This window comes from Amycolatopsis palatopharyngis (assembly GCF_003385185.1).
Lineage (GTDB): Bacteria > Actinomycetota > Actinomycetes > Mycobacteriales > Pseudonocardiaceae > Amycolatopsis > Amycolatopsis palatopharyngis.
Genome location: NZ_PQHZ01000004.1, coordinates 13,359 through 33,328, shown reverse-complemented (window position 1 = coordinate 33,328; position 19,970 = coordinate 13,359). Strand labels below are relative to the sequence as shown.

Below are 19,970 nucleotides of genomic sequence, written 5' to 3'. Positions count from 1 at the left end.
CGGCGGGCTTCACACCGGGCGTACCGGCGGTATGGTGTACCCATCGGTAACATGTATCGGCAGGGAACGGAGACGGTATGACCAGCACGAGCCCGGTCAGCGCGGATCAGGCGGGCGACACGCCAAGCACCATCGGCGGCGTCGCGGGCGGTCCCCGATCGTCGCGCGCGGCCGCCCTGGTCGCCCGCGCGGCAGGCGGCAAGGACTCCGCACCGGTGACCATGACCTCACCGTTCACCGGTCTGCCCACCGCCACACTCCCCCAGGCGACCGACGCGGACGCGAGGGCCGTGTTCGACGACGCCCGCTCCGCGCAACGGGCCTGGGCGGCCCGGCCTGCCGCCGAGCGGCAGCGCATCCTGATCCGGCTGCACGACCTCGTGCTGGAACGTCAGCACGAAGCGCTCGACCTCGTGCAGATCGAGGCCGGCAAGTCCAGGATGGACGCCTTCGACGAGGTCTGCTCCACCGCGCTCGTCTCGGCCTACTACGGCAAGCACAGTGCCAAGTTCCTCGCGCCCAAACGCGCTGCCGGCCTTATCCCGCTGCTCACGAAGGCGGGCGTGGTGCACCACCCGAAGGGTGTCGTCGGCGTCATCTCGCCGTGGAACTACCCCCTCGCACTCACCGCGATGGACGTGTTGCCCGCACTGATGGCCGGCAACACCGTCGTGCAGAAGCCGGACAACCAGACGGCGCTGTCCGCGTTGTGGCTGCACGAACTCGCGCAGGAGGCCGGGCTGCCCGCCGGCGTCTGGCAGATCCTGCTCGGCCGTGGATCCCGGATCGGCAACGCGCTGGTGGAGGAATCGGACTACCTCTGTTTCACCGGTTCCACTCCGACGGGCAAGAGCCTGGCCAGCCAGGTCGCGGGCAGGCTCACCAGCTACTCCCTCGAACTCGGTGGCAAGAATCCGATGGTCGTCCTGCCCGACGCGGATGTCGCCAAGGCCGCCGCGGGTGCGGTGACCGCCTGCTTCTCCTCTGCCGGGCAGCTGTGTGTGTCCGTCGAACGGATCTATGTGCACGAAAGCATCCGCTCGGAGTTCACCGAGGCATTCGTGCGGCGCACGAACGCGCTGCGCCTGGGTGGCAAGCTCGACTACAGCGCGGACATGGGTTCGCTCACCTCGGCCGATCAGCTGGAGAACGTGCGTGCGCATGTCGAGGATGCCCGCGCGAACGGTGCGAAGGTGCTGAGCGGCGGCCGGGCCAGGCCCGACATCGGCCCGCTGTTCCACGAGCCGACAGTGCTCACCGATGTTCCGGAGTCGGCGAGGCTGTTCACCGAGGAGACCTTCGGGCCGGTCGTGTCGATCTACGGCTATCACGACGTCGACGACGCCGTGGCACGGGCGAACGACACCGAATACGGCCTTAACGCGAGCGTCTGGTCCCGGAGCGGCCGGACCGGCTGGGCGGTCGCCTCCCGGCTGAAGGCCGGCACGGTGAACGTGAACGAGGGTTACGCCGCGACCTTCGGCAGTGTCGGGGTGCCGATGGGCGGGATGAAGGAATCCGGCGTCGGCAGGCGCAACGGCGCCGAGGGGCTGCTCAAGTACACGGAGTCGCAGTCCATCGCCATCCAGCGTGGGCTCAAACTCCGGCCGTTCCGCGGCATGCCCGCCTCGGTGTGGACCAGGAGCATGACCGGCAGCATGAAACTGCTGCGCCGCCTTCCCGGTCGCTGAGGCCGCTGGGCCGCGGCCTCAGGAGGAGGCCGCGGCCGGCGCGTTGAGCAGTCCCCGGTCGTAGGCGATCGCGACCGCCTCGGCGCGCCGGTTCGCGCCCAGCTTCGCCATGACCCGCGACAGGTGCACGCTCACGGTCTTCTCGCTGATGTAGAGCGCGGCACCCACCTGCCGATTCGTCCGGCCCTGTGCGACCAACTCCAGGACCCCTCGTTCACGGTCGGTCAGCAGGTCCACCACATCGCGCCGGACCGGGGCACCGGGCAACTCCACCCGCGCCCTGCGGGCGAGACTTCCGACCGCCTCCCTGAGCGGAACGGCGCCGAGCCGCTCCGCCACTTCCGCCGCCAGTCCCAGTTGCTCGGCAGCGGCCACGCCCTGCTCACCGGTGCCCAGCAACGCCTCGGCGTGCAACCAGCGGCAGACCGCCTGTTCGTACACCGCTCCGTAGCCGAACTCCTCGACCGCCGTTGCCCACAGTGCCGGCTCGCCCCCTCCGGTCAGCCCGCTCGCCGCGGCCTCCGCCCTGGCGAACCAGGCGCGCCCCTCCGGCCCGAGGCTGCCCGATCTGGGCTGCCCGTACTCGACGCAGCCTCGTGCGTGTTCGATCAGCGCGGTGCCCTCGGCGACGGCGGTGGCCTCGGCATCGGCGTCGCCGCGCAGCCGGGCGGTCGCGGCCCACGCGCTCGCCGCCCGGATACCGAGAGCGGTAAGGCGCAGCCCGCCGAGCTGCCATCGCTCGAACTCCTCGAGCCAGCCGACGACCTCCCGCGCCTTCCGTGTCGCATCCGCGTACTCGCCCTTCCAGCTGGCGAGTTCGATCGTGGCCGCCCCGTATGCCAGTGGGATCCGCAGGTCGTCCCGGCGCTGCGCGCCCACTTCACTGCTGAGTAGCCGCTCCGCGATGTCGAACCGGCCCTTCGCCACGACGATATGGGCCCAGATCACCGACATCCGCGCCGCGACCACACTGGAGACGCCCGCCTCGAGTTGCTGAGCGGGGTCGTCACTCGGCCAGTCGCCGCTGACATACCGCAGGAACAGATGCTGGGACCGGACGGCGAGGCCGAAGGCGCTCCAGCTCAGCCCGGACTCCTCCGCCCGCTCGATCCCTCGCCGGTACAGCTCGATGGCCTGCTGGATCTCCGCCTGGTCGTCGTAACTCATCGCCTGGAAGTACAGCGCCCGCAACTCGACGTTGAGCGCGCCGGCCGCCCTGGCCTTGCGTTCGGCCTCGTGCAACCGGCTCCTGGCCTCGGCGCTGTTGCCGGCCGCGTCGGCCAGCGTGCCGATAGTGACCAGCGCCGATGCCTCCGCGCCCCCCGCGCCCGCGTCGCGGGCCTCCTCGACGGCCGCCGACGCGCTCGCCAGCGCCTCCTCCGGACGGTCGAGACCACGTAGTATCTGTGCCCTCGTGGCGAGCACCCACGCCCGCGTCATACTCGAGGCGTCCGCCGCGAACTCCCAGGCTCGCCCGATCGCCTCGTAGGACTCGTCGAACGTCGACTCCAGCGCCATCAGTGCTTCCGCGAGCCTGCGCCAGGACTTGGCCGCCCGATCGGCCGGCAGGTCCTCCTGCAGCGACTGCACGGCGGAGCGCGCATAGGCGATCGCTCGCTCCGGCTCGCCCGAGGTCCCGGCGAAGTAGGAGGCTTCGTGCAGCAACCTCGCCTCGTCGAGCCCCGCAGGCCGGTCGTCCGCGGGTACCGCGTCCCAGATGCGCAGCGCCTGCTCGATGTGCCGGAGCGCGGCTCCGGGAGCGCCGAGTTTCTCCGCCTCCCGCCCCGCACGCACCGAGGCGGCCAGCGCGATCGCGAGGTCGTTGCTCTCCATCGCGTGGAACGCCAGGCTGGCATCGCGCCCCCGGCCCTCTGGCTCGGCGGCCAGCCGGGCCGCGTAACCGCCGTGCATCCGGGACCGCTCTCCCGGCAGCAGGTCGCCGTAGACCGCCTCCTGCAGCAGCGCGTGCCGGAACGTGTAGGCGCCACCCTCGACCACCAGCACGTGGTGCTGCACGGCCTCCCGCAGCGCCTCCTCGAGCTCCAACTCGCCGAGCCCGGCGACCTCCATCACCACGTGGTGCGGCACAGGTCCGTTGGCGACCGCGATCACGCGCAATGCCCTGCGGGTGTCCGCGCCGAGCCGCTCCAGCCGGTCCAGCAACACCTCGGCCAGTCCCGCGGGTAGTTCCGAACCGTCCGAACAGGACGCGAGAAGTTCCTCGGCGAAGAACGGATTGCCCTGGGAGCGTTCGACGATGCCGGCGAGGACCGCCGCGTCGATCGCCCCCTCGGCCAGCGCCTCCACGAACGTCCTGGCCTCCCCGGCCCCGAACGGCGGCAGGTCGACCCGCTCGACGCTGGGCATCCTGACGAGTTCGGCGAGCACGGGGCGCAAGGGATGGCGCCGGTGAACGTCCTCTTCCCGGTAGCTGGCCACCACGAGCAGGCGCTGGCCGCGCAGCCGGGAGATCAGGAACGACAGCAGATTGCGCGTCGAGCCGTCCGCCCAGTGCAGGTCCTCCAGTAACAGGACCACCGGGCTGCGCTCGGCGAGTGCGGAAAGGGCCCCGAGCATCGCGTCGAACAGCTGTAACTGGCCGAGGTCCTGTTCGGTACGAACGCGCTGCATCGCCTCCTGATCGGCTGCGGCGACGGGCTGGTGCTCGGATCCAGCCACTGCTCCGGCGGGAACGCCGACCGCCAGTTGCGGGAGCAGCCTGGCCAGCGCGGGCCTGGCCGCGAGCACTTCCGCTACCTCCGGCTCCGATGACCTGGCCAACGGGTTCAACGCCTCGGCGAACGGAAGATACGGCAGACCACCCTCCCGCACGTCGAGACAGCGCCCCGTGAGTACCAGCCCTCCCCTGCCTGTCGCGTACTCACCGAGTTCGGCGAGCAGCCGGGTCTTGCCGACTCCGGCGTCTCCGGCGAGCAGGACCGCACCTGCCTGTCGCTCCTGCGCGCGGGAGAAGGCCGCCCGCAACCTGCTCATTTCGGAGGTGCGGGCGACCAGTGGGATTCCGGATCCGAGACGGGGCACAAGGTGCATTGTGGCTTACCGGACCGACAGTTTCGCTACGAATATCGCCGATGGCATACGCAGTGCCGCCTGCCAGGTGCCGATCATGCCGCGCGATCCGGCCGGACGGAACCAGTCTCCTCGTGCTCCCCTGCGCGCTGTCGCGCGACGACGGCACCTGCGGTGGCACTGGTTTTCCGGCGCCCGCTCCTGTTCTTTCTACTTGCCTTGGCGCCGAGCGAGGACACGATCCGCGCCATGCGGTGTGTCCTGCGGATCTCCTCGGCCCGATAGGCGGTCTCGGCGCGAAACGCGTCGTAGTCGTACAACAGCCAGTCGTTCATGATCTCTCATTTCTCCTGCGAGCTCTTCTCGTCTGAAACTCACAGTCGTCCTGAGGGACCGGCACCGGCATCGGGTGATCAAGCCATGTCCGCGCTCGCCGCACCCCTTACCCCGCTGCTTACCCCGGCGGGTGGGTAAGGGAGTAAGGGTCACCCCCGCTGTCCTCCCGCCCGAACCGCGGCCAGCATCGCCGACCAGCCCGGCCTGCTGGTCACGAGCATCCCCGAGAACGGATGTTTGGAATCGCGCAGCGCGACTCCCCCACTGTGGAAGGCGACCTCCACGCAGTCGTTCCCGCCGCCGCTGTGGCTGCTCCTGCGCCAGCCACGGCTGTTATGACCGATGTTCCCCACTGTCCCCACTGTCCCCGCTCCTTGTCTCGCCGCCGATCGCCGATACCCGCCGGACGGCGTCCGCGATCAGGTCGATCGTGTCGTCCGGTTTGAGCGCGGCGGCGCGTAGATGATCGAACATGAGTGAGTAACGCCGCACGTCCTCCGGCATCTCCAGATAGGAGCCGCCCGACGTGCTGTCCACGTACACGACATCCGGATCCGCCTGCTCCGGGAACCCCAGGATCAGGAACGGTCCTTCCATGCCCGGATGGGCTCCCGCCGAGAAGGGCACCACCTGGATCGTGACGTGCGGCAGCTCGGCCAGCACGAGCAACCGTTCGAGCTGCTCCGCCAGCACATCGGGGCCGCCGACCATCCGGTGCAGCACCGCCTCGTCGACCACCGCCCAGTACTCCGGCGGCGCGGCATCGGCGAGCAGCTGCTGTCGTGCCTTCCTGGCCGCGACGCGACGCTGGATCTCGGTTTCCTCGGCATCCGGTCGCATCGCTCTGATGACCGTGCGGGTGTAGCGCTCGGTCTGCAGCAACCCGGGAACCAGCAGTGCCTGGAACGCGCGCAGCGAGCTGGCATCCGCCTCGAGTCCGACGAAGGCGCCGGTGAACACCTCGTTGTACGCGTGCCACCAGCCCCGTTTACGTGCCTCGCGGGCGAGGTGGACCAGTGCCTCTCGCTCGTCGCCCGCAAGGCCGTAGAGCTCCAGCAGGTCGCGCGCGTCGCGCGGGGTCACGCCGACGTGCCCGGTCTCGATCCGGCTGATCTTGGAGGCCGAGCATTCGAGCTTCTCGCCGACCTCGTCGATCGTGAGTTCGGCCGCCTCCCGCAGTCTGCGCAACTCAGCGGCCAGCCTGCGGCGACGCACGGTCGGACCCTGACCTCGTGTCACGGGAGTTCCTCCCCATCGCGTTCGCGCCTTCTGGTCGCCAGAATAACCAGCCTGCCGACAGCACGGTGAACGGTTCACCATTCCCGGCTTCCCGGCGATGTCCCCGATCAGCGGACTGCGCCGGACCGGGCGTCGAGGTACGCTCAGTTGGTCACTGTCCGTAGTCACTCAGTACTGAGGGGAGGCGCGGTGCGCGATCCCATCGTCAGCCCACTGCAGGCCGCCGTGCACCGCAGACTCACCGAACTCACCCAGTCAGCGACGGGCGAATCGGGCGCCAGGGGAAACCCGGACGTCGCCCGCATGGCTGACGCACTGCGCGGCGTGCTCGCCGAGCATCGCCTCGATCCTCGCGGCCGGTGTTCCACCTGCCGCTCCCGGAAATCTCGGCTTCGGTTCTGGCGGCGCTCACCGACTCCGTGCCGTGCCTACCTCACGGTCCAGCTGCGGCTCGGCGCGGAACTGGCGGACTCCGACCCACTGGAATTCCCCGTACGCAGGCACCGCAGGCGCAAGCCGCGGCCGCATTACGCCCGCTGATCAGCGCGAACTGCCTCCGTCTGGTTACGGCACGACGCGCAGCAGGCCTTCCTGCACGACGGTCGCGATCAGTGTCCCGTCCAGACCGAAAAACCGGCCGGTCGCGAGCCCGCGGCCACCGGATGCCGTCGGGGAGCCACTGTCGTAGAGGAACCACTCGTCCGCACGGAACGGCCGGTGGAACCAGAGCGCATGGTCCAGGCTCGCGCCGATCACCGTGTCCAGGTCCCAGTAGACGCCGTGGCGCGCCAGCACGGAGTCCAGCAGCGTCATGTCCGAGGCGTAGGTGAGTACGCACACGTGCAGCAACTGCTGGTCGGGCAAAGTGCCGTCGGCTCGCATCCACACCTGGTTGCGGGCCGGACGCTCGCCGGAGTCCCTGGTCACCCACGGTGGTTCGTTGACGTACCGGATGTCGATCGGCCGGGGCCTGCTGCGCAGACTCAGCCGGTCCGCGTACTCCCCCGTGCGTTCGGCCAGCGTCGGCAGTGACTCCGGTCCTGGCACATCGGGCATCTCCTCGGCGTGCTCCAGACCGGCCTCGCTCTTCTGGAAGGACGCCGACAGCGAGAAGATGGCCTTTCCGTGCTGGATGGCCACAACCCTGCGGGTGGTGAAGGACCGTCCGTCCCGGATTCGGTCCACCTCGTACACGATCGGGACGCTCGGGTCGCCACCACGGATGAAGTAGGCGTGCAGCGAATGCACCTTGCGTTCCTCGGGGACGGTCCGCCCCGCGGCGACCAGCGCCTGCCCGGCCACCTGGCCGCCGAACACCCGCACCGGGGAGTGCGGCGGGCTCACCCCGCGAAAGATGTTCTCCTCGATCTTCTCCAGATCGAGCAGCGCGACCAGGCGATCGAGCACCCGCTGCCCTCCGGATCCTGCCTCGTCGTCCAGTCCGGACGCGGCAGCACGCGCCACCTCAGTCATACGAGCACCCTAAGCGGTCCCGGCCGTGTTGTTCAGGCGTGGTCCTCTTCGCCGAGCCGGTGCACCCGGATGAGGTTGGTGGAACCCACGGTCCCCGGGGGCGAGCCCGCGACGATCACCACGAGGTCGCCCGGCTGGTACTTGCCCATCTCCAGCATCGCGTGGTCCACCTGCCGGACCATGGCATCGGTGGCGTCCACCTTGTCAACGATGCGCGTGGTCGTGCCCCAGGTCATCGAGAGCTGGCTGCGCACGCTCTCCTCGGGGGTGAAGGCCATCAGCGGCAACCGCGTGTGCAGTCGCGCGAGCCTGCGGACCGTGTCGCCGGACTGGGTGAAGGCGACCAGCGCCTTGGCGTTGAGCCGTTCCCCGATGTCGCGTGCGGCGTAGGAGATGACCCCCCGCTTGGTCCTCGGGACATGGCTGAGTGGCGGGACCACCGGCGAGTCGGTCTCGACGGCGCGGATGATCCGGCTCATCGTCTCCACCGTCTCCACCGGATAACGCCCGACGCTCGTCTCACCGGAGAGCATGACCGCGTCGGTACCGTCGAGTACCGCGTTGGCCACGTCCGAGGCCTCCGCGCGTGTCGGCCGGGAGTTGTTGATCATCGAGTCGAGCATCTGCGTCGCGACGATGACCGGCTTGGCGTTCTCCCGTGCGATCTGGATCGCCCGCTTCTGCACCAGCGGCACCTGCTCCAGCGGCAACTCGACGCCCAGGTCGCCCCGGGCGACCATCACGCCGTCGAAGGCGAGCACGATCGCCTCGAGGTTGTGCACGGCCTCGGGCTTCTCCAGCTTGGCGATGACCGGAACCCTCGGCTTGCCGACCCGGTCCATCACCTGGTGCACGAGATCGATGTCGGCGGGTGAGCGGACGAACGAGAGCGCGATGAAGTCCACCCCGAGCTCGAGCGCGAACTCCAGGTCCTCGATGTCCTTCTCGGACATCGCGGGGACCGAGATGTCCATCCCTGGCAGCGAGACGCCCTTGTTGTTGCTGACCGGCCCGCCCTCGGTGACCTCGCAGACCACGTCGGACCCCTCGACGCCGGTGACCACGAGGCCGACCTTGCCGTCGTCGACCAGGAGGCGGTCGCCGGCCCTCGCGTCCTTCGCGAGGCCCTTGTAAGTGGTCGAGACGCGGTCGTGGGTACCCGCGACGTCCTCCACGGTGATCCGCACCACATCACCGGTACGCCACTCCACCGGGCCTCCGGCGAACGTACCCAGGCGGATCTTGGGTCCCTGCAGGTCGGCGAGCAGGCCCACGGCGCGGCCCGTCTCGGTGGCGGCAGCCCGGATCAAGTCGTAGACCTGCTTGTGGTCGCCATGACTGCCATGGCTGAAGTTCATCCTGGCGACGTCCATACCGGCGTCGACAAGTGCCCGGACCTTCTCCGCCGTGGCGGTCGCCGGGCCAAGGGTGCACACAATCTTCGCGCGTCGGCTCACGTTCAGACAGCCTAGACCCTCGAGCCGCTCGCGTCTGTACCGATCCCGAAACCGATACACCCCGGTTGCCGGACGCAGACGTTCAGCGACGTGGCTGTTCGCTGACTCCGACGTGGTCACGCGCCCACTCGTTGATCGGACGCAGGGCTCGCCATGCCCGCCGAACCCGATCGAGACAGCCACGCTCGTGCAGCGTGTCGTCCGGCTCCCAGGTACGGACCACGTAGAGCGAGCGGTGTTTGAGCAGGTCGATTCTCGGGTGATCGCCATCGAACCCACGCGGCCGGGTACGGAGCGTGTCGCCCGCGATGGTCCAGCCCGTTCTACGCAGCTTGGCGAGGATGTCCGCCAGCGCGCTGCCGTGCACCTCGGTGTCCACCGCGCGGCGGAAGTTCGCCAACTGGTCGCTCGCGAGGTGGAAACAGCCACCGCCCACCCGCAGTCCGGCCGGGCTCACCTCGACGTAGTAGGCACCACCCCCGCGCCCCGGCTCGATCACCCCACCGCAGTGCGTCTTGTAGGGGCTCTTGTCTTTGGCGAACCGGACGTCGCGGTGCGGCCGGAACACCTTGGCCGCGCCGAACCCCTCGGCGAACTCGGGTGAAAGCTCGGCGAGCAGGGCCTCCATGGGCGCCCGGACGTCGGACTTGTACAGGTGCTGGTGCTCCTGCCAGTAGGGCTTGGAGTTGTCCGCGGCCAGCCCGTCGTAGAAGTCGATCGCGTACTCGCCGAAGCCGGTGAACGTCACGGGTTCCAGCCTATGCACCGGTGAGCCGACCCAGCACCGAGGCCACCGCTCGCGGGATGCGCGGTGGCCTCGGTGGGTTCCCCCGATACCCGTACTGGGCCGGGTCCGGCCTTTCTCAGCCGTTGTGAATGGCCGTGATCAATTCGCCGTTGCCGGTGTCACCCGACAGCTCCCAGAAGAAGGTGCCGCCGAGGCCCTGCTGCCGGGCGTAGCCGACCTTGCCGCGGATCGTGGCCGGAGTGTCGTAGCTCCACCACTCGTTGCCACAGTGGGCGTACGCCGTGCCGCCCACCGTGCCCGTCGCCGGGCACCGGGATCGGAGCACCTTGTAGTCCTCGATGCCCTGCTCGTAAGTCCCTCGCGCCGAGCCGGTCGCCGATCCGCCGGGCTCGCTCTGCGTGACCCCGCTCCAGCCACGGCCGTAGAAACCCAGGCCCAGCAACAGTTTCCCGGGCGGGACCCCCTTGTTCTTCAGCTTCTGGATGGCTTCGTCCGAATTGAACCCCTGCTGCGGGATTCCCGGGTACGCGGTCAGCGGCGAGTGCGGGGCCGTCGGCCCCTGCGCTGCCCAGGCACCGAAGAAGTCGTAGGTCATCACGTTGTACCAGTCGACGTGTTTGGCCGCGCCGCCGTAGTCGGCCTTGTCGAGCTTCCCGCCCGCGCTCGCGTCCGCGGTGATCGCCGCGGTCACCAGCTGCGAGCCGAAGCGACTGTCCAATGCCGACATCAACCTGGTGAACGCCGTAGGCCCACTGGTGTCGCAGGTGAGCCCGCAGGCGTTCGGGTATTCCCAGTCGATGTCGATGCCATCGAAAACACCGGCCCAGCGCGGGTCGTTCACCAGTTGATAGCAGGATTCGGCGAAGGCCGCGGGATTCGCGGCGGCCTGCCCGAAACCGCCGGACCAGGTCCAGCCGCCGAAGGAGAACAGGACCTTGATGTGGGGATACATTTTCTTCAGCCGTTTGAGCTGACCGAAGTTGCCCCGCAGCGCACCCGCGTCCCAGGTGTCCGCGACACCGTCCACACTGGCGTCGGCACCGTAGAACTTGTCGTAGTCGGCGTAGGCGTCACCGATCGCGCAACGACCGTTGGTCACGTTGCCGAAGGCGTAGTTGATGTGAGTCAGTTTGGCGGCCGAACCGCTCGTGTGGATGTTCTTGACGTGGTAATTGCGCCCGTAGACGCCCCACTGGGTGAAGTAGCCGAGAGTCTTCCCGACCGCCTGTGCTTCGGGCAGATCGCCGGACCCGCCGGCCGGACCGGCACTGCCCGCCGAGGCAGGGGCGGAGAGGGAGACCACCATCAGGGCAGCGGTGAGGACACCACCCGCTGCGACCAGTTTGCGCTTCGCTGAACCGAACATGCGTGCTCCGTGGAGACGGGCGATGCTGCGCCACACCGCGTCAGCAGGGGACACCGCGGACCCGCGCCAGGCCCGTGGTTGTCGTGCATCCCCTGGGGCAGCTCACTTCTGATGACCCACCGATGAACAAGGGGACATCAAAAAAGTTAAGTGGTATAGACCACTAGGTCAATGGTTCAGACCAGCACTCGGGACTTTCGTAGGGTGCCCCCATCGCACTTTCCCGGGAAAGTGCGATGGGGGCACAGGCGAGTACGTCACTTTCCCGGGAAAGTGGCCTCAGAACCGCAGGCCGAGCACCCAGGCTCCGAGGGTGTAGGCGGCCAGCGTGATCAGCACGAGACCAATGACGTTGAGCCAGACGCCGCCACGCATCATCTGCCCGATCGTGACGTGCCCCGAGCCGAAGACGATCGCGTTCGGCGGGGTCGCGACGGGGAGCATGAACGCGCAGGTCGCCGCGAGCGCAGCCGGCACGACCAGCAGCATCGGGCCGGTGCCGAGACCCACCGCTACGCCACCGAGAATCGGCAGGAAGGCGGCTGCCGTCGCGGTGTTGCTGGTCAGCTCGGTCAGGATCAGCACGAGTCCGGCGGCCACCGCCACGAGCAGGATGGTCGGCAGGGCACCGAGCGCGCCGACCTGGTCACCGATCCAGTTGCTGAGTTCGGTCGCGGTGAACTGGCTGGACAGGCTCAACCCGCCACCGAAGAGCAGCAGCACACCCCACGGCAGTGTCTTCGCCGTGTCCCAGTCGAGGGTGCGCACGCCGCTGCGCGCGTCCACCGGGAGCAGGAAGAGTACGACGGCCACTGTCATCGCGATTCCCGCGTCGGAGATGCGGGACAACCACGGCAACGCGCCCCCGATCGTGTCGGTGTCGGCCAGCACGGGGATGAAGATCCACGACAGAGCCGCGAAGACGAACACCGCGAGTGCGTTCCACTCACCGCGGCTCATCGGGCCCAGTTCATCCAGCTGCGCCCGGATCATCTCCCGGCCGCCGGGCAGCGACTTCATCTTCGGCGGAAACACGAATTTGGTCAGCACCAACCAGGTGATCACGAGGAACACGACAGCGATCGGCACGCCGAACAGCATCCACTGGCCGAACCCGATCTGGATGTCGTGATTGTCGTCGAGGTAGCCGACCAGCAGCGTGTTCGGCGGTGTTCCGATGATCGTGCCGAGGGATCCGATGGAGGCGGCGTAGGCGATGCCCAGCATCAACGCCGTGGCGAAGTTGGCGTCCCGTTCACCGTTACCCAGTTGCAGCGTCAGACCGAGCACCGAAAGGCCGATCGGCATCATCATCACAGTGGTCGCGGTGTTGCTCACCCACATGCTGATGAAGGCGGTGGCGATCATGAATCCGGCGATCAGCATGACCGGCTTCGTGCCGACCGCGAGCACGGTCCGCAGCGCGATCCGTTTGTGCAGATTCCACCGCTGCATCGCCAGTGCGAGCATGAACCCGCCCATGAACAGGAAGATCACGTCGTTGGCGTACGGACTCGCGACATCGTCGATGTCCGCGACGCCGAGCACGGGAAACAGCACCAGCGGCAGCAGCGCGGTCGCGGGCAGCGGCAATGCCTCGGTCATCCACCAGACGGCCATCAGCACCGCCACCGCCGCCGTCGCCTTGGCCGGTGCCTGCAATGACTCGGGCAGCAGCAGGAACGTCAACAGTGCGAGCACCGGGCCCGCCGCCAGTCCGATCCACTGGCGTCGCACGGTGTTCGTACTCGCCCCAGGTTCGGCGGTCGTCTGTGTTTCCGGCTGTGACATCGCTCACCTCCGCGTCTCGGTCCGGGCAATCTACCGTGACTTTCGCACGGAGTCAGGGCCACCCGAGTGCCCACCCGGGTGGCCCTGTCCGGCGACTCCGTCTATCCGAAGAAGACCTGCGCCTCGGCGTAGCGTTCGGGTGGAACGGTCTTCAACTCGGCGGTCGCCTCGGCGAGCTTCACCCGCACGATGTCGGTGCCGCGCAGCGCCACCATCACGCCGAAGTCCCCGTCGGTGACGGCATCCACCGCGTTGAGCCCGAAACGCGTTGCGAGCACCCGGTCGTAGGCGGTTGGGGTGCCACCGCGCTGGGTGTGCCCGAGCACGACGGCACGGGATTCCTTGCCGGTGCGGGCGGCGATCTCGTCGGCGAGCCAGGTGCCGATCCCGCCGAGGCGCACGTGGCCGAAGGCGTCCTTCTCCCCGCTCTGCAGCAACTCGGCGCCGCCTTCGGGCAGCGCTCCCTCGGCGACCACGATGATCGGCGCGTACATCCGCTCGAACCGGCTCTCCACCCAGTCGACGACCTGGTCGACGGAGAACGGCCGCTCCGGTACGAGGATCACGTTGGCGCCGCCGGCCAGCCCGGAGTGCAAGGCGATCCAGCCCGCGTGCCTGCCCATGACCTCCACGACCAACGCGCGGTGGTGTGACTCCGCAGTGGTGCGCAGCCGGTCGATCGACTCGGTCGCGATGTGCACGGCCGTATCGAAGCCGAAGGTGTAGTCGGTGGCGCCGAGATCGTTGTCGATGGTCTTGGGTACCCCGACCACGCCGATGCCGTCGTCGGTCAGCCGCTTGGCGACACCGAGGGTGTCCTCGCCACCGATCGCGATGAGCGCGTCGATCTTCTGCTCGGCCAGCGTCGCCCTGATCTGGTCGACACCGCCGTCCTCCTTGTAGGGGTTGGTCCGCGAGGAGCCGAGGATGGTGCCACCGCGGGTCAGGATCTCCTCGACGTCGTCCAGCCCCAACGGCCTGCTGTCCCCGGTCATCGGGCCCTTCCACCCGTTGCGGAAGCCGACGACCTCCCAGTTGTTCACCTCGATACCCTTGCGGACCACCGCGCGGATCACCGCGTTCAGTCCTGGGCAGTCGCCACCGCCGGTCAGCACACCGACTCGCATCAGATCAGACCTCCGCTTGCGCTGATTTGTCCTGCGTCACACTGTCGGCGCCAGCCTAGCGGGAACCGGCTTGATCGTTGCAGGTGCTGCGCGCGTGCCCAGCATGGCCATCGGTCTGTTCGCGTACGAGCGTTTTCTCGGTGGCCCGCCGTCGTTCCTGCCCAACGATGTCGAGGCGGTCTGGGAGCTGACCGGCCCGCGCAGCATGCCCTCGCCGGAAGTGACGGCAAGATCAAGATATCGGCGGCGAAGGGCGGGTCCCGAAGGCGACGCCGGTAACCCCGGCAGTCACCAGCTTGCGCTGCAGACGGCGGAGTACTTGCAGTGTCTCGGTGTCCGAGAATCCGGTCACAGGCGACCAATCCCAACCTGCGCCGACGACATTGTCGATGAACACGATTTCGGTGGCCAGGAGTGTCCGAGTCCAGTCCGTCCTGCTGAGCGGCTCCTCCGCGAGCACGGCCGCACCGATCCGATCGGGGCTCGCGCAACACCTGCGCGGCCACGGTGAGTTCGCCTGAGATACGGGTATGAACAGTCGAAGAGCACCTACCCTACGTCCATGCATTCGGCGCTCTGGTTTCCGATCTTCGACGATCTTGCCGACCCGGGGGTTCTCGCACGTTTGGCAGCCGAGGCGGAGGAAGCCGGCTGGCAGGGGGTCTTCGTATGGGATCACGTGCACTGGCATTCGCCGATCCGGCAGCTGGCCGACCCGTGGATCTCGCTGGCCGCGATCGCCACTGCCACCGAACGGGTGCGACTGGGACCGATGGTTACACCCCTTGCCCGCCGCCGTCCGGCCAAGGTAGCCCGGGAAACCGCGACACTGGATCGGCTCAGCCGCGGTCGCCTCACGCTCGGGGTCGGCCTCGGCAGCGACCGCTTCGGCGGCGAGTTCTCCAGGACCGGCGAGCAGCCCGATGAGAGGTCACGTGGCCAGATGCTCGACGAGTCACTGGAAATTCTGACGGCGGCCTGGTCCGGCGAACCTGTGCACCACCACGGCGACCATTACGTCGTCGACGGCATCGAGTTCCTTCCCCGGCCGATTCAGCGGCCCCGGGTACCTGTCTGGGTCGCGGGATTCCCGGGAAACGCCAAGCCGCTGCGCAGAGCCGCGAGGTACGACGGGTTCTTTCCCATCAACCTCCAGCACCCGGACCAGCTCGCCGAAATCGTGGCTGCAATCAAGGACCTGCGTCCGCACGACGCGGTGCCGTGCGACGTGGCCGTCGCCCTCGCGCCGGGCACCGACCCGGCGCCCTATGCCAAAGCGGGGGCCACCTGGTGGATGCCGGAGTTCCCGCCCGGCGTCTCCTTGGACGTCGTTCGGGGTGTGCTGCGGGACGGTCCTCCAGGATTGGCGTGAGGCCCGCCGGTTCCCGCGAGGGTGCACCGAGGGTAAGACAGGTGTGGTCCCCTCGTCGCCAAGGCGACCCGGAGGTCTGTGCTACGTTGGCGGACGTGAACGCAGTCGTGCGCTATTTCTGGTTTAGCAGGCCGGCCCCGGGTGGGCCAGCCGGCGACACCGTGCGCTGACTTCCCACCCATCGAGCCGGATGACAGACCGGCTCGGCGGGACATCGACGGGGCGGTCTGTGGAAAGGACCCCCGCGATGCACTCCACCACTTCGTCGGACACCGACCGATCGGCCGCTGCCGGTATCGATCCGCAGTTGGACCTCGACAATCGGCGGACCACGAGTATCAGCCCGTTGCTCTCCCCCGCCCTGCTGCGCCAGGAACATCCCATGAGCGTGGCGGTCGCCAAGACCGTCGCGCAGGGCCGCGCCGAGACCGTCGACATCCTCGAAGGCCGAGATGACCGGCTGCTCGCCGTCGTCGGACCGTGTTCGGTGCACGACCCGGAAGCGGCACTCGACTACGCGCGCAAGCTCGCCGAGCACACCGAGCCGCTGCGCGACCGGCTGCACGTCGTGATGCGCGTGTACTTCGAGAAGCCGAGGACGACGCTCGGGTGGAAGGGACTGATCAACGATCCGGACCTGGACGGCAGCTTCGCGGTGAACAAGGGCCTGCGACTGGCCCGGCAGCTGCTGCTGGACATCTCAGCGCTCGGCCTCCCTGTCGGATGCGAGTTCCTGGACCCGATCACCCCGCAGTTCATCGCCGACACCGTCACCTGGGGGTCCATCGGCGCGAGGACGGCCGCCAGCCAGGTACACCGGCAGCTGTGCAGTGCCCTGTCCATGCCGGTCGGGATCAAGAACTCCACCGAGGGTGATGTGGGGGTCGCGGTGGACGCCACGAAGGCCGCCGCCTCCGGTCACGTGTTCGCCGGGATCAACGCCGACGGGCTGGCCGCCCTGCTCACTACGTCCGGCAACCCCGACTGTCACGTCATCCTGCGTGGCGGATCGGCCGGCCCGAACTTCGACAGCGACACCGTGGCCGGCACCCTTGGGCGGCTGCGTACCGCCGGACTGCCGGAACGCGTGATCATCGATGCCAGCCACGGCAACAGCGGTAAGGATCATGTCCGTCAGGCCGCCGTAGTCGGTGAGCTCGCCGAGCGCATCGGTGCGGGTGAGCAGGGGATCACCGGAGTGATGCTGGAGAGCTTCCTCGAGCAGGGACGTCAGGAGCTGACCCTGGGCAAGGCGGACGAGCTGCGGTACGGCCAGAGCATCACCGACGCCTGCATGGACTGGGCGACCACCGCGGAGCTGCTCGACCGCCTGGCCGACGGCGTGACGCGGCGCCGCTCGGTAGCAGTTAGCGACGATGCTGATCTTGCTCGGTAGTACTTGCAGGCACCCCTAGCTTGCGAAGCCGCGCATGCGGCGGACGTCCTCGATCACTCGCCAGCGCTCCAGGTTGTGCCGGGCGTCGGCCAGTGAGTCGTGGGCGTCCTCCGGGGCGGCCGGCAGTTTGGGCTTGCCGACGTCCTCCCAGCGCTGCCGCAGATCGCGGGTGAACCGCGGCAGCTGACGCGGCAGCGCGGGCATCGGGCCCCACAGCTGGGCCAGCGCCACGTGGTCGTAGGCGGCGAACCAGGCCCACAGCTCGATACCGCCCTGCGGCTTGCCGAAGAAGTCGAGCAGGTCGGCCCTGATCTGCTCGCGACTGCGCCACGCGGAGTTCGCGGGCGAGGGCAGTTTCGGCAGTACGTTGTTTCGCACCCATGGCCCAGCCCGCCCCGGGTCGAACTCGGTGGAGACGGCGTAGAACTCGCGGCCGTCGGTGTCCACGACACCGATCGACACCAGGTCGATCGTTACGCCGTCCTCGATGAACTCGGTGTCGTAGAAGAATCGCACCGGTGCACCTTAGAGGGTGGCGATCGGCTGTGGATCAGCCCGCCTTCGACTCCGGCAGCCGCGCGGCCTCGCGTGCGGAGGCCTGTGCCGGAACGGCGGCGCGGACGCCAGCCGCATCCGCCGCCGCGAGCTCCTTCGCCCGCGCGGCGTAGATGTCGACGTACTCCTGGCCGGACAGTTCCATCAGGGCGTACATGATCTCGTCGGTGATCGACCGCTCGACGAAACGGTCACCGGCCAGTCCGTCGTACCGGGAGAAGTCCAGCGGCTTGCCGAAGCGGATCTCCAGCTTGCGCGGCCACCACATCTTCGAGCCGATCGGGTTCACCTTGTCGGTGCCGATCATCGCGACCGGGACAACCAGGCCGCCCGACTCGAGCGCGATCCGCGCGACTCCCGTCTTGCCCTTGTAAAGCCGCCCGTCGGGCGAGCGGGTGCCCTCGGGGTAGATCCCGAGCAGGTGCCCCTCCCGGACCAGCCTGGTCGCCGTGTCCAATGCGGCCTGGGCGGCCGAACCGCTCGACCGGTCGATCGGGAACTGCCCGACCCCGGTGAAGAACCACTTCTTCAGCGTGCCCTTGACGCCCTTCTCGGTGAAGTACTCCTGCTTCGCGGGAAACGTCACCTTCCGCTTCACGTAGGTGGGCATGAAGAACGAGTCGGCGACGGCGAGGTGGTTGCTGGCGAGGATGGCACCGCCGCGCTCCGGGATGTTCTCCGCGCCGACGACCTTGGTCGGCCAGAACAGCCGTAGCAGCGGCCCGAGGAACACGTACTTCATCAGCCGATACAGCACTGCGACATGCCCTCCTTGACACCGAAACTCCGACCGGTCGGCTGCCCTGCCCGATCAGCGGCGAACCACCCCGACGGTTCACCCTAGGAACCACGACCGCAACCGCACAACGGCAGACCCCCGGTTGCGCATTCGCAGCGACCCATCTCACAGGGCGGACCGCCGATCAGCGCGGGTCGCCCGACACCCGACCACCACCCCTTGGTCCGTGTCACCATGGGAGTCGACACGGACAAGGAAGGCGATCGGGCATGGCACTGCTCGCTGGCGCGGAACCGTTCTCCCACACCGGCACCTCCGGCACCGGAGTTCTGCTCTGCCACGGATTCACCGGTACCCCGGCCAGTATGCGGCCCTGGGGCGAGTACCTGGCGGCAGCCGGCTTCAGCGTGCGCGGTCCCCGACTGCCCGGGCACGGAACGACCTGGCAGGAAATGAACCGCACGCGCTGGACCGACTGGTACGGCACGGTGCGGACGGAACTGCTCGACCTCCGCACCAGCTGCGACACGGTGTTCGTCTTCGGTATGTCGATGGGCGGCACGCTGGCGCTGCGACTGGCACAGGAGTTCGGCTCGGACATCGCCGGGCTCGCACTGGTCAACCCTTCGGTGCTCACGCTGCGCCGAGATGCCCGGCTGCTGCCGCTGCTGTCCAGGGTGCTGGCCTCGGTGCCAGGCGTCGCGGGAGACATCGCCAAGCCTGGTGTCACCGAACTCGCCTACCACAGGGCGCCGGTACGGGCGGCCGCGAGCCTGAGTCAATTGTGGCGCCTGACCAGGGCGGACCTGCACAAGGTGACCCAGCCGTTGCTGCTCATGCACTCCGTCGTCGACCACGTCGTGGAGCCCGTCAACTCCCAGGTCGTCGCCGAGGGCGTCCGCAGCGAGCAACTCGTCGACGTGCCCCTCGAACACAGCTTCCACGTCGCCACACTCGACAACGACGCACCGCTGATCTTCGAGCGCAGCGTCGAGTTCATCCACTCCGTTCAACAGGTGGGTGCAGCATGAGTGACGGGCACCGAGAACAGACCGGGTACGGCACGAAACGGTGCGCGGCCCGCAGGCGAATGAGGCTTGGGACATGAGCAGGATCGACGGCCACGAAGGGCCGGACGACGTCGACGCGGCGTTCGCCAGGATCGCGGCGGACCTGCGTGCCGAGGGCATCGGCACGGACGCCGCGCGGGACACCGGGGAACACGAGGCATCCGCGCAGGAGGACCGGCCCCAGGAACAGCCCCGGAGCACGGACCGGACGTCGACCTCCGGCTGGCGCGACAGTGGCACCGAGTGGGACGAGACGCTCTTCGGCCCGGACCCGGCCGACAGCGTGGACGGGTCCGGCAGCGACGACACCGACGAGCACTTCGTGCCACCCGAACCACCACCGCTACCGCGCCCCCGCCGGGGTGCCGTCGTGGTGCTGCTGTTCTTCGTGATGTCTCTGCTGCTGCTGGTCGCACCGGGGGTGCTCGGCCTGTCCAGCAGGGTGGGCCTGCCGCTGGGCCTGCTCGGCCTTGCCGCGGCGATCGCACTGCTGCTCCTGCGGGTGAAGCAGGGTCCACCCGACGGCGCGGATCCGAGTACCGGCGCGCAGGTCTGACACCAGGGCAAAAGGGGTGGGGCC

The 19,970-nt window shown here is 68.5% G+C and carries 19 protein-coding genes; 7 read left to right on the top strand and 12 right to left on the bottom strand.

Translation table 11 applies throughout. From position 1 onward, the window contains the following. Positions 1-77 precede the first annotated feature (77 nt). Complete coding sequence (locus D0C15_RS03855; protein WP_116040949.1) at positions 78-1,691, top strand: succinic semialdehyde dehydrogenase; 1,614 nt, start codon at positions 78-80, stop codon at positions 1,689-1,691. Between the two features lie 18 nt (positions 1,692-1,709). Here the strand turns inward: D0C15_RS03855 and D0C15_RS03850 are convergent, their stop codons facing one another. From D0C15_RS03850 to D0C15_RS03835, 4 genes are all read right to left on the bottom strand, one after another. Further along, positions 1,710-4,742 carry a helix-turn-helix transcriptional regulator gene (locus D0C15_RS03850; RefSeq protein ID WP_116040948.1) on the bottom strand — a complete coding sequence of 1,011 codons (3,033 nt, stop codon included), beginning with the start codon at positions 4,740-4,742 and terminating at the stop codon, positions 1,710-1,712. A 74-nt stretch (positions 4,743-4,816) separates the two neighbouring features. Then, entirely contained in the window at positions 4,817-5,056 is a 240-nt protein-coding gene (locus D0C15_RS03845) for a hypothetical protein (RefSeq protein WP_116040947.1), read from the bottom strand. 150 nt (positions 5,057-5,206) lie between these two features. Then, a complete protein-coding gene (locus tag D0C15_RS03840) occupies positions 5,207-5,410 on the bottom strand; it encodes a DUF397 domain-containing protein (RefSeq protein ID WP_245975564.1) in 204 nt (67 codons plus the stop codon). Continuing rightward, complete coding sequence (locus D0C15_RS03835; protein ID WP_116040946.1) at positions 5,391-6,296, bottom strand: helix-turn-helix domain-containing protein; 906 nt, start codon at positions 6,294-6,296, stop codon at positions 5,391-5,393. Before D0C15_RS03835 ends, D0C15_RS03840 begins: the two co-directional genes overlap by 20 nt. A 189-nt stretch (positions 6,297-6,485) precedes the next feature. Here D0C15_RS03835 and D0C15_RS03830 point away from each other — a divergent pair, with 189 nt between their 5' ends. Continuing rightward, positions 6,486-6,836 (top strand): hypothetical protein, encoded by a 351-nt coding sequence (locus tag D0C15_RS03830; protein ID WP_116040945.1) that lies wholly within the window; start codon positions 6,486-6,488, stop codon positions 6,834-6,836. 24 nt (positions 6,837-6,860) lie between these two features. Here D0C15_RS03830 and tesB read toward each other — a convergent pair whose 3' ends face one another. From tesB to D0C15_RS03800, 6 genes are all read right to left on the bottom strand, one after another. Continuing rightward, a complete protein-coding gene (gene tesB, locus D0C15_RS03825) occupies positions 6,861-7,769 on the bottom strand; it encodes an acyl-CoA thioesterase II (protein WP_116040944.1) in 909 nt (302 codons plus the stop codon). 32 nt (positions 7,770-7,801) lie between these two features. Next, positions 7,802-9,226 (bottom strand): pyruvate kinase, encoded by a 1,425-nt coding sequence (gene pyk, locus D0C15_RS03820; RefSeq protein WP_116041099.1) that lies wholly within the window; start codon positions 9,224-9,226, stop codon positions 7,802-7,804. 82 nt (positions 9,227-9,308) lie between these two features. Continuing rightward, on the bottom strand, positions 9,309-9,974 hold the full coding sequence (locus D0C15_RS03815) for a DUF2461 domain-containing protein (RefSeq protein ID WP_116040943.1): 666 nt from the start codon (positions 9,972-9,974) through the stop codon (positions 9,309-9,311). Positions 9,975-10,089: 115 nt separating this feature from the next. Then, positions 10,090-11,280 (bottom strand): glycoside hydrolase family 18 protein, encoded by a 1,191-nt coding sequence (locus D0C15_RS03810; RefSeq protein ID WP_425455361.1) that lies wholly within the window; start codon positions 11,278-11,280, stop codon positions 10,090-10,092. 339 nt (positions 11,281-11,619) lie between these two features. Continuing rightward, entirely contained in the window at positions 11,620-13,131 is a 1,512-nt protein-coding gene (locus D0C15_RS03805; RefSeq protein WP_116040941.1) for an SLC13 family permease, read from the bottom strand. A 101-nt stretch (positions 13,132-13,232) separates the two neighbouring features. Then, positions 13,233-14,258: a 6-phosphofructokinase gene (locus tag D0C15_RS03800; RefSeq protein WP_116040940.1), complete on the bottom strand. Its 1,026-nt coding sequence runs from the start codon at positions 14,256-14,258 to the stop codon at positions 13,233-13,235. A gap of 389 nt (positions 14,259-14,647) precedes the next feature. Between D0C15_RS03800 and D0C15_RS35410 the strand changes: the two genes are divergently transcribed. The 3 genes from D0C15_RS35410 to D0C15_RS03785 all read left to right on the top strand — a co-directional run bounded on the left by D0C15_RS35410 (position 14,648) and on the right by D0C15_RS03785 (position 17,026). Further along, positions 14,648-14,779, top strand: a complete 132-nt coding sequence (locus D0C15_RS35410) for a hypothetical protein (protein ID WP_281270657.1) — start codon at positions 14,648-14,650, stop codon at positions 14,777-14,779. Positions 14,780-14,820: 41 nt separating this feature from the next. After that, complete coding sequence (locus D0C15_RS03790) at positions 14,821-15,630, top strand: LLM class flavin-dependent oxidoreductase (RefSeq protein ID WP_116040938.1); 810 nt, start codon at positions 14,821-14,823, stop codon at positions 15,628-15,630. A 247-nt stretch (positions 15,631-15,877) separates the two neighbouring features. Next, positions 15,878-17,026, top strand: coding sequence for a 3-deoxy-7-phosphoheptulonate synthase (locus D0C15_RS03785; protein WP_116040937.1), 1,149 nt, complete (start codon positions 15,878-15,880; stop codon positions 17,024-17,026). Between the two features lie 15 nt (positions 17,027-17,041). On the opposite strand, the gene D0C15_RS03780 is transcribed toward D0C15_RS03785, so the two are convergent. Together D0C15_RS03780 and D0C15_RS03775 are read right to left on the bottom strand one after the other, a co-directional pair. Further along, on the bottom strand, positions 17,042-17,542 hold the full coding sequence (locus D0C15_RS03780; protein WP_116040936.1) for a polyadenylate-specific 3'-exoribonuclease AS: 501 nt from the start codon (positions 17,540-17,542) through the stop codon (positions 17,042-17,044). A gap of 34 nt (positions 17,543-17,576) precedes the next feature. Next, on the bottom strand, positions 17,577-18,338 hold the full coding sequence (locus D0C15_RS03775) for a lysophospholipid acyltransferase family protein (protein ID WP_116040935.1): 762 nt from the start codon (positions 18,336-18,338) through the stop codon (positions 17,577-17,579). A gap of 251 nt (positions 18,339-18,589) precedes the next feature. Here D0C15_RS03775 and D0C15_RS03770 point away from each other — a divergent pair, with 251 nt between their 5' ends. Next, on the top strand, positions 18,590-19,351 hold the full coding sequence (locus D0C15_RS03770) for an alpha/beta hydrolase (RefSeq protein WP_116040934.1): 762 nt from the start codon (positions 18,590-18,592) through the stop codon (positions 19,349-19,351). 73 nt (positions 19,352-19,424) lie between these two features. Then, the gene (locus D0C15_RS03765) at positions 19,425-19,946 is read left to right on the top strand and encodes a hypothetical protein (RefSeq protein WP_116040933.1); all 522 of its coding nucleotides are present in this window, start codon (positions 19,425-19,427) and stop codon (positions 19,944-19,946) included. Positions 19,947-19,970 lie beyond the last annotated feature (24 nt).

Coding starts and splice junctions, on each gene's coding strand:
- D0C15_RS03855 (WP_116040949.1), top strand. CDS start 78: ATGACCAGCACGAGCCCGGTCAGCGCGGATCAGGCGGGCGACACGCCA.
- D0C15_RS03850 (WP_116040948.1), bottom strand. CDS start 4,742: ATGCACCTTGTGCCCCGTCTCGGATCCGGAATCCCACTGGTCGCCCGC.
- D0C15_RS03845 (WP_116040947.1), bottom strand. CDS start 5,056: ATGAACGACTGGCTGTTGTACGACTACGACGCGTTTCGCGCCGAGACC.
- tesB (WP_116040944.1), bottom strand. CDS start 7,769: ATGACTGAGGTGGCGCGTGCTGCCGCGTCCGGACTGGACGACGAGGCA.
- D0C15_RS03810 (WP_425455361.1), bottom strand. CDS start 11,280: ATGGTGGTCTCCCTCTCCGCCCCTGCCTCGGCGGGCAGTGCCGGTCCG.
- D0C15_RS03805 (WP_116040941.1), bottom strand. CDS start 13,131: ATGTCACAGCCGGAAACACAGACGACCGCCGAACCTGGGGCGAGTACG.
- D0C15_RS03800 (WP_116040940.1), bottom strand. CDS start 14,258: ATGCGAGTCGGTGTGCTGACCGGCGGTGGCGACTGCCCAGGACTGAAC.
- D0C15_RS35410 (WP_281270657.1), top strand. CDS start 14,648: ATGAACACGATTTCGGTGGCCAGGAGTGTCCGAGTCCAGTCCGTCCTG.
- D0C15_RS03790 (WP_116040938.1), top strand. CDS start 14,821: ATGCATTCGGCGCTCTGGTTTCCGATCTTCGACGATCTTGCCGACCCG.
- D0C15_RS03785 (WP_116040937.1), top strand. CDS start 15,878: ATGCACTCCACCACTTCGTCGGACACCGACCGATCGGCCGCTGCCGGT.
- D0C15_RS03770 (WP_116040934.1), top strand. CDS start 18,590: ATGGCACTGCTCGCTGGCGCGGAACCGTTCTCCCACACCGGCACCTCC.
- D0C15_RS03765 (WP_116040933.1), top strand. CDS start 19,425: ATGAGCAGGATCGACGGCCACGAAGGGCCGGACGACGTCGACGCGGCG.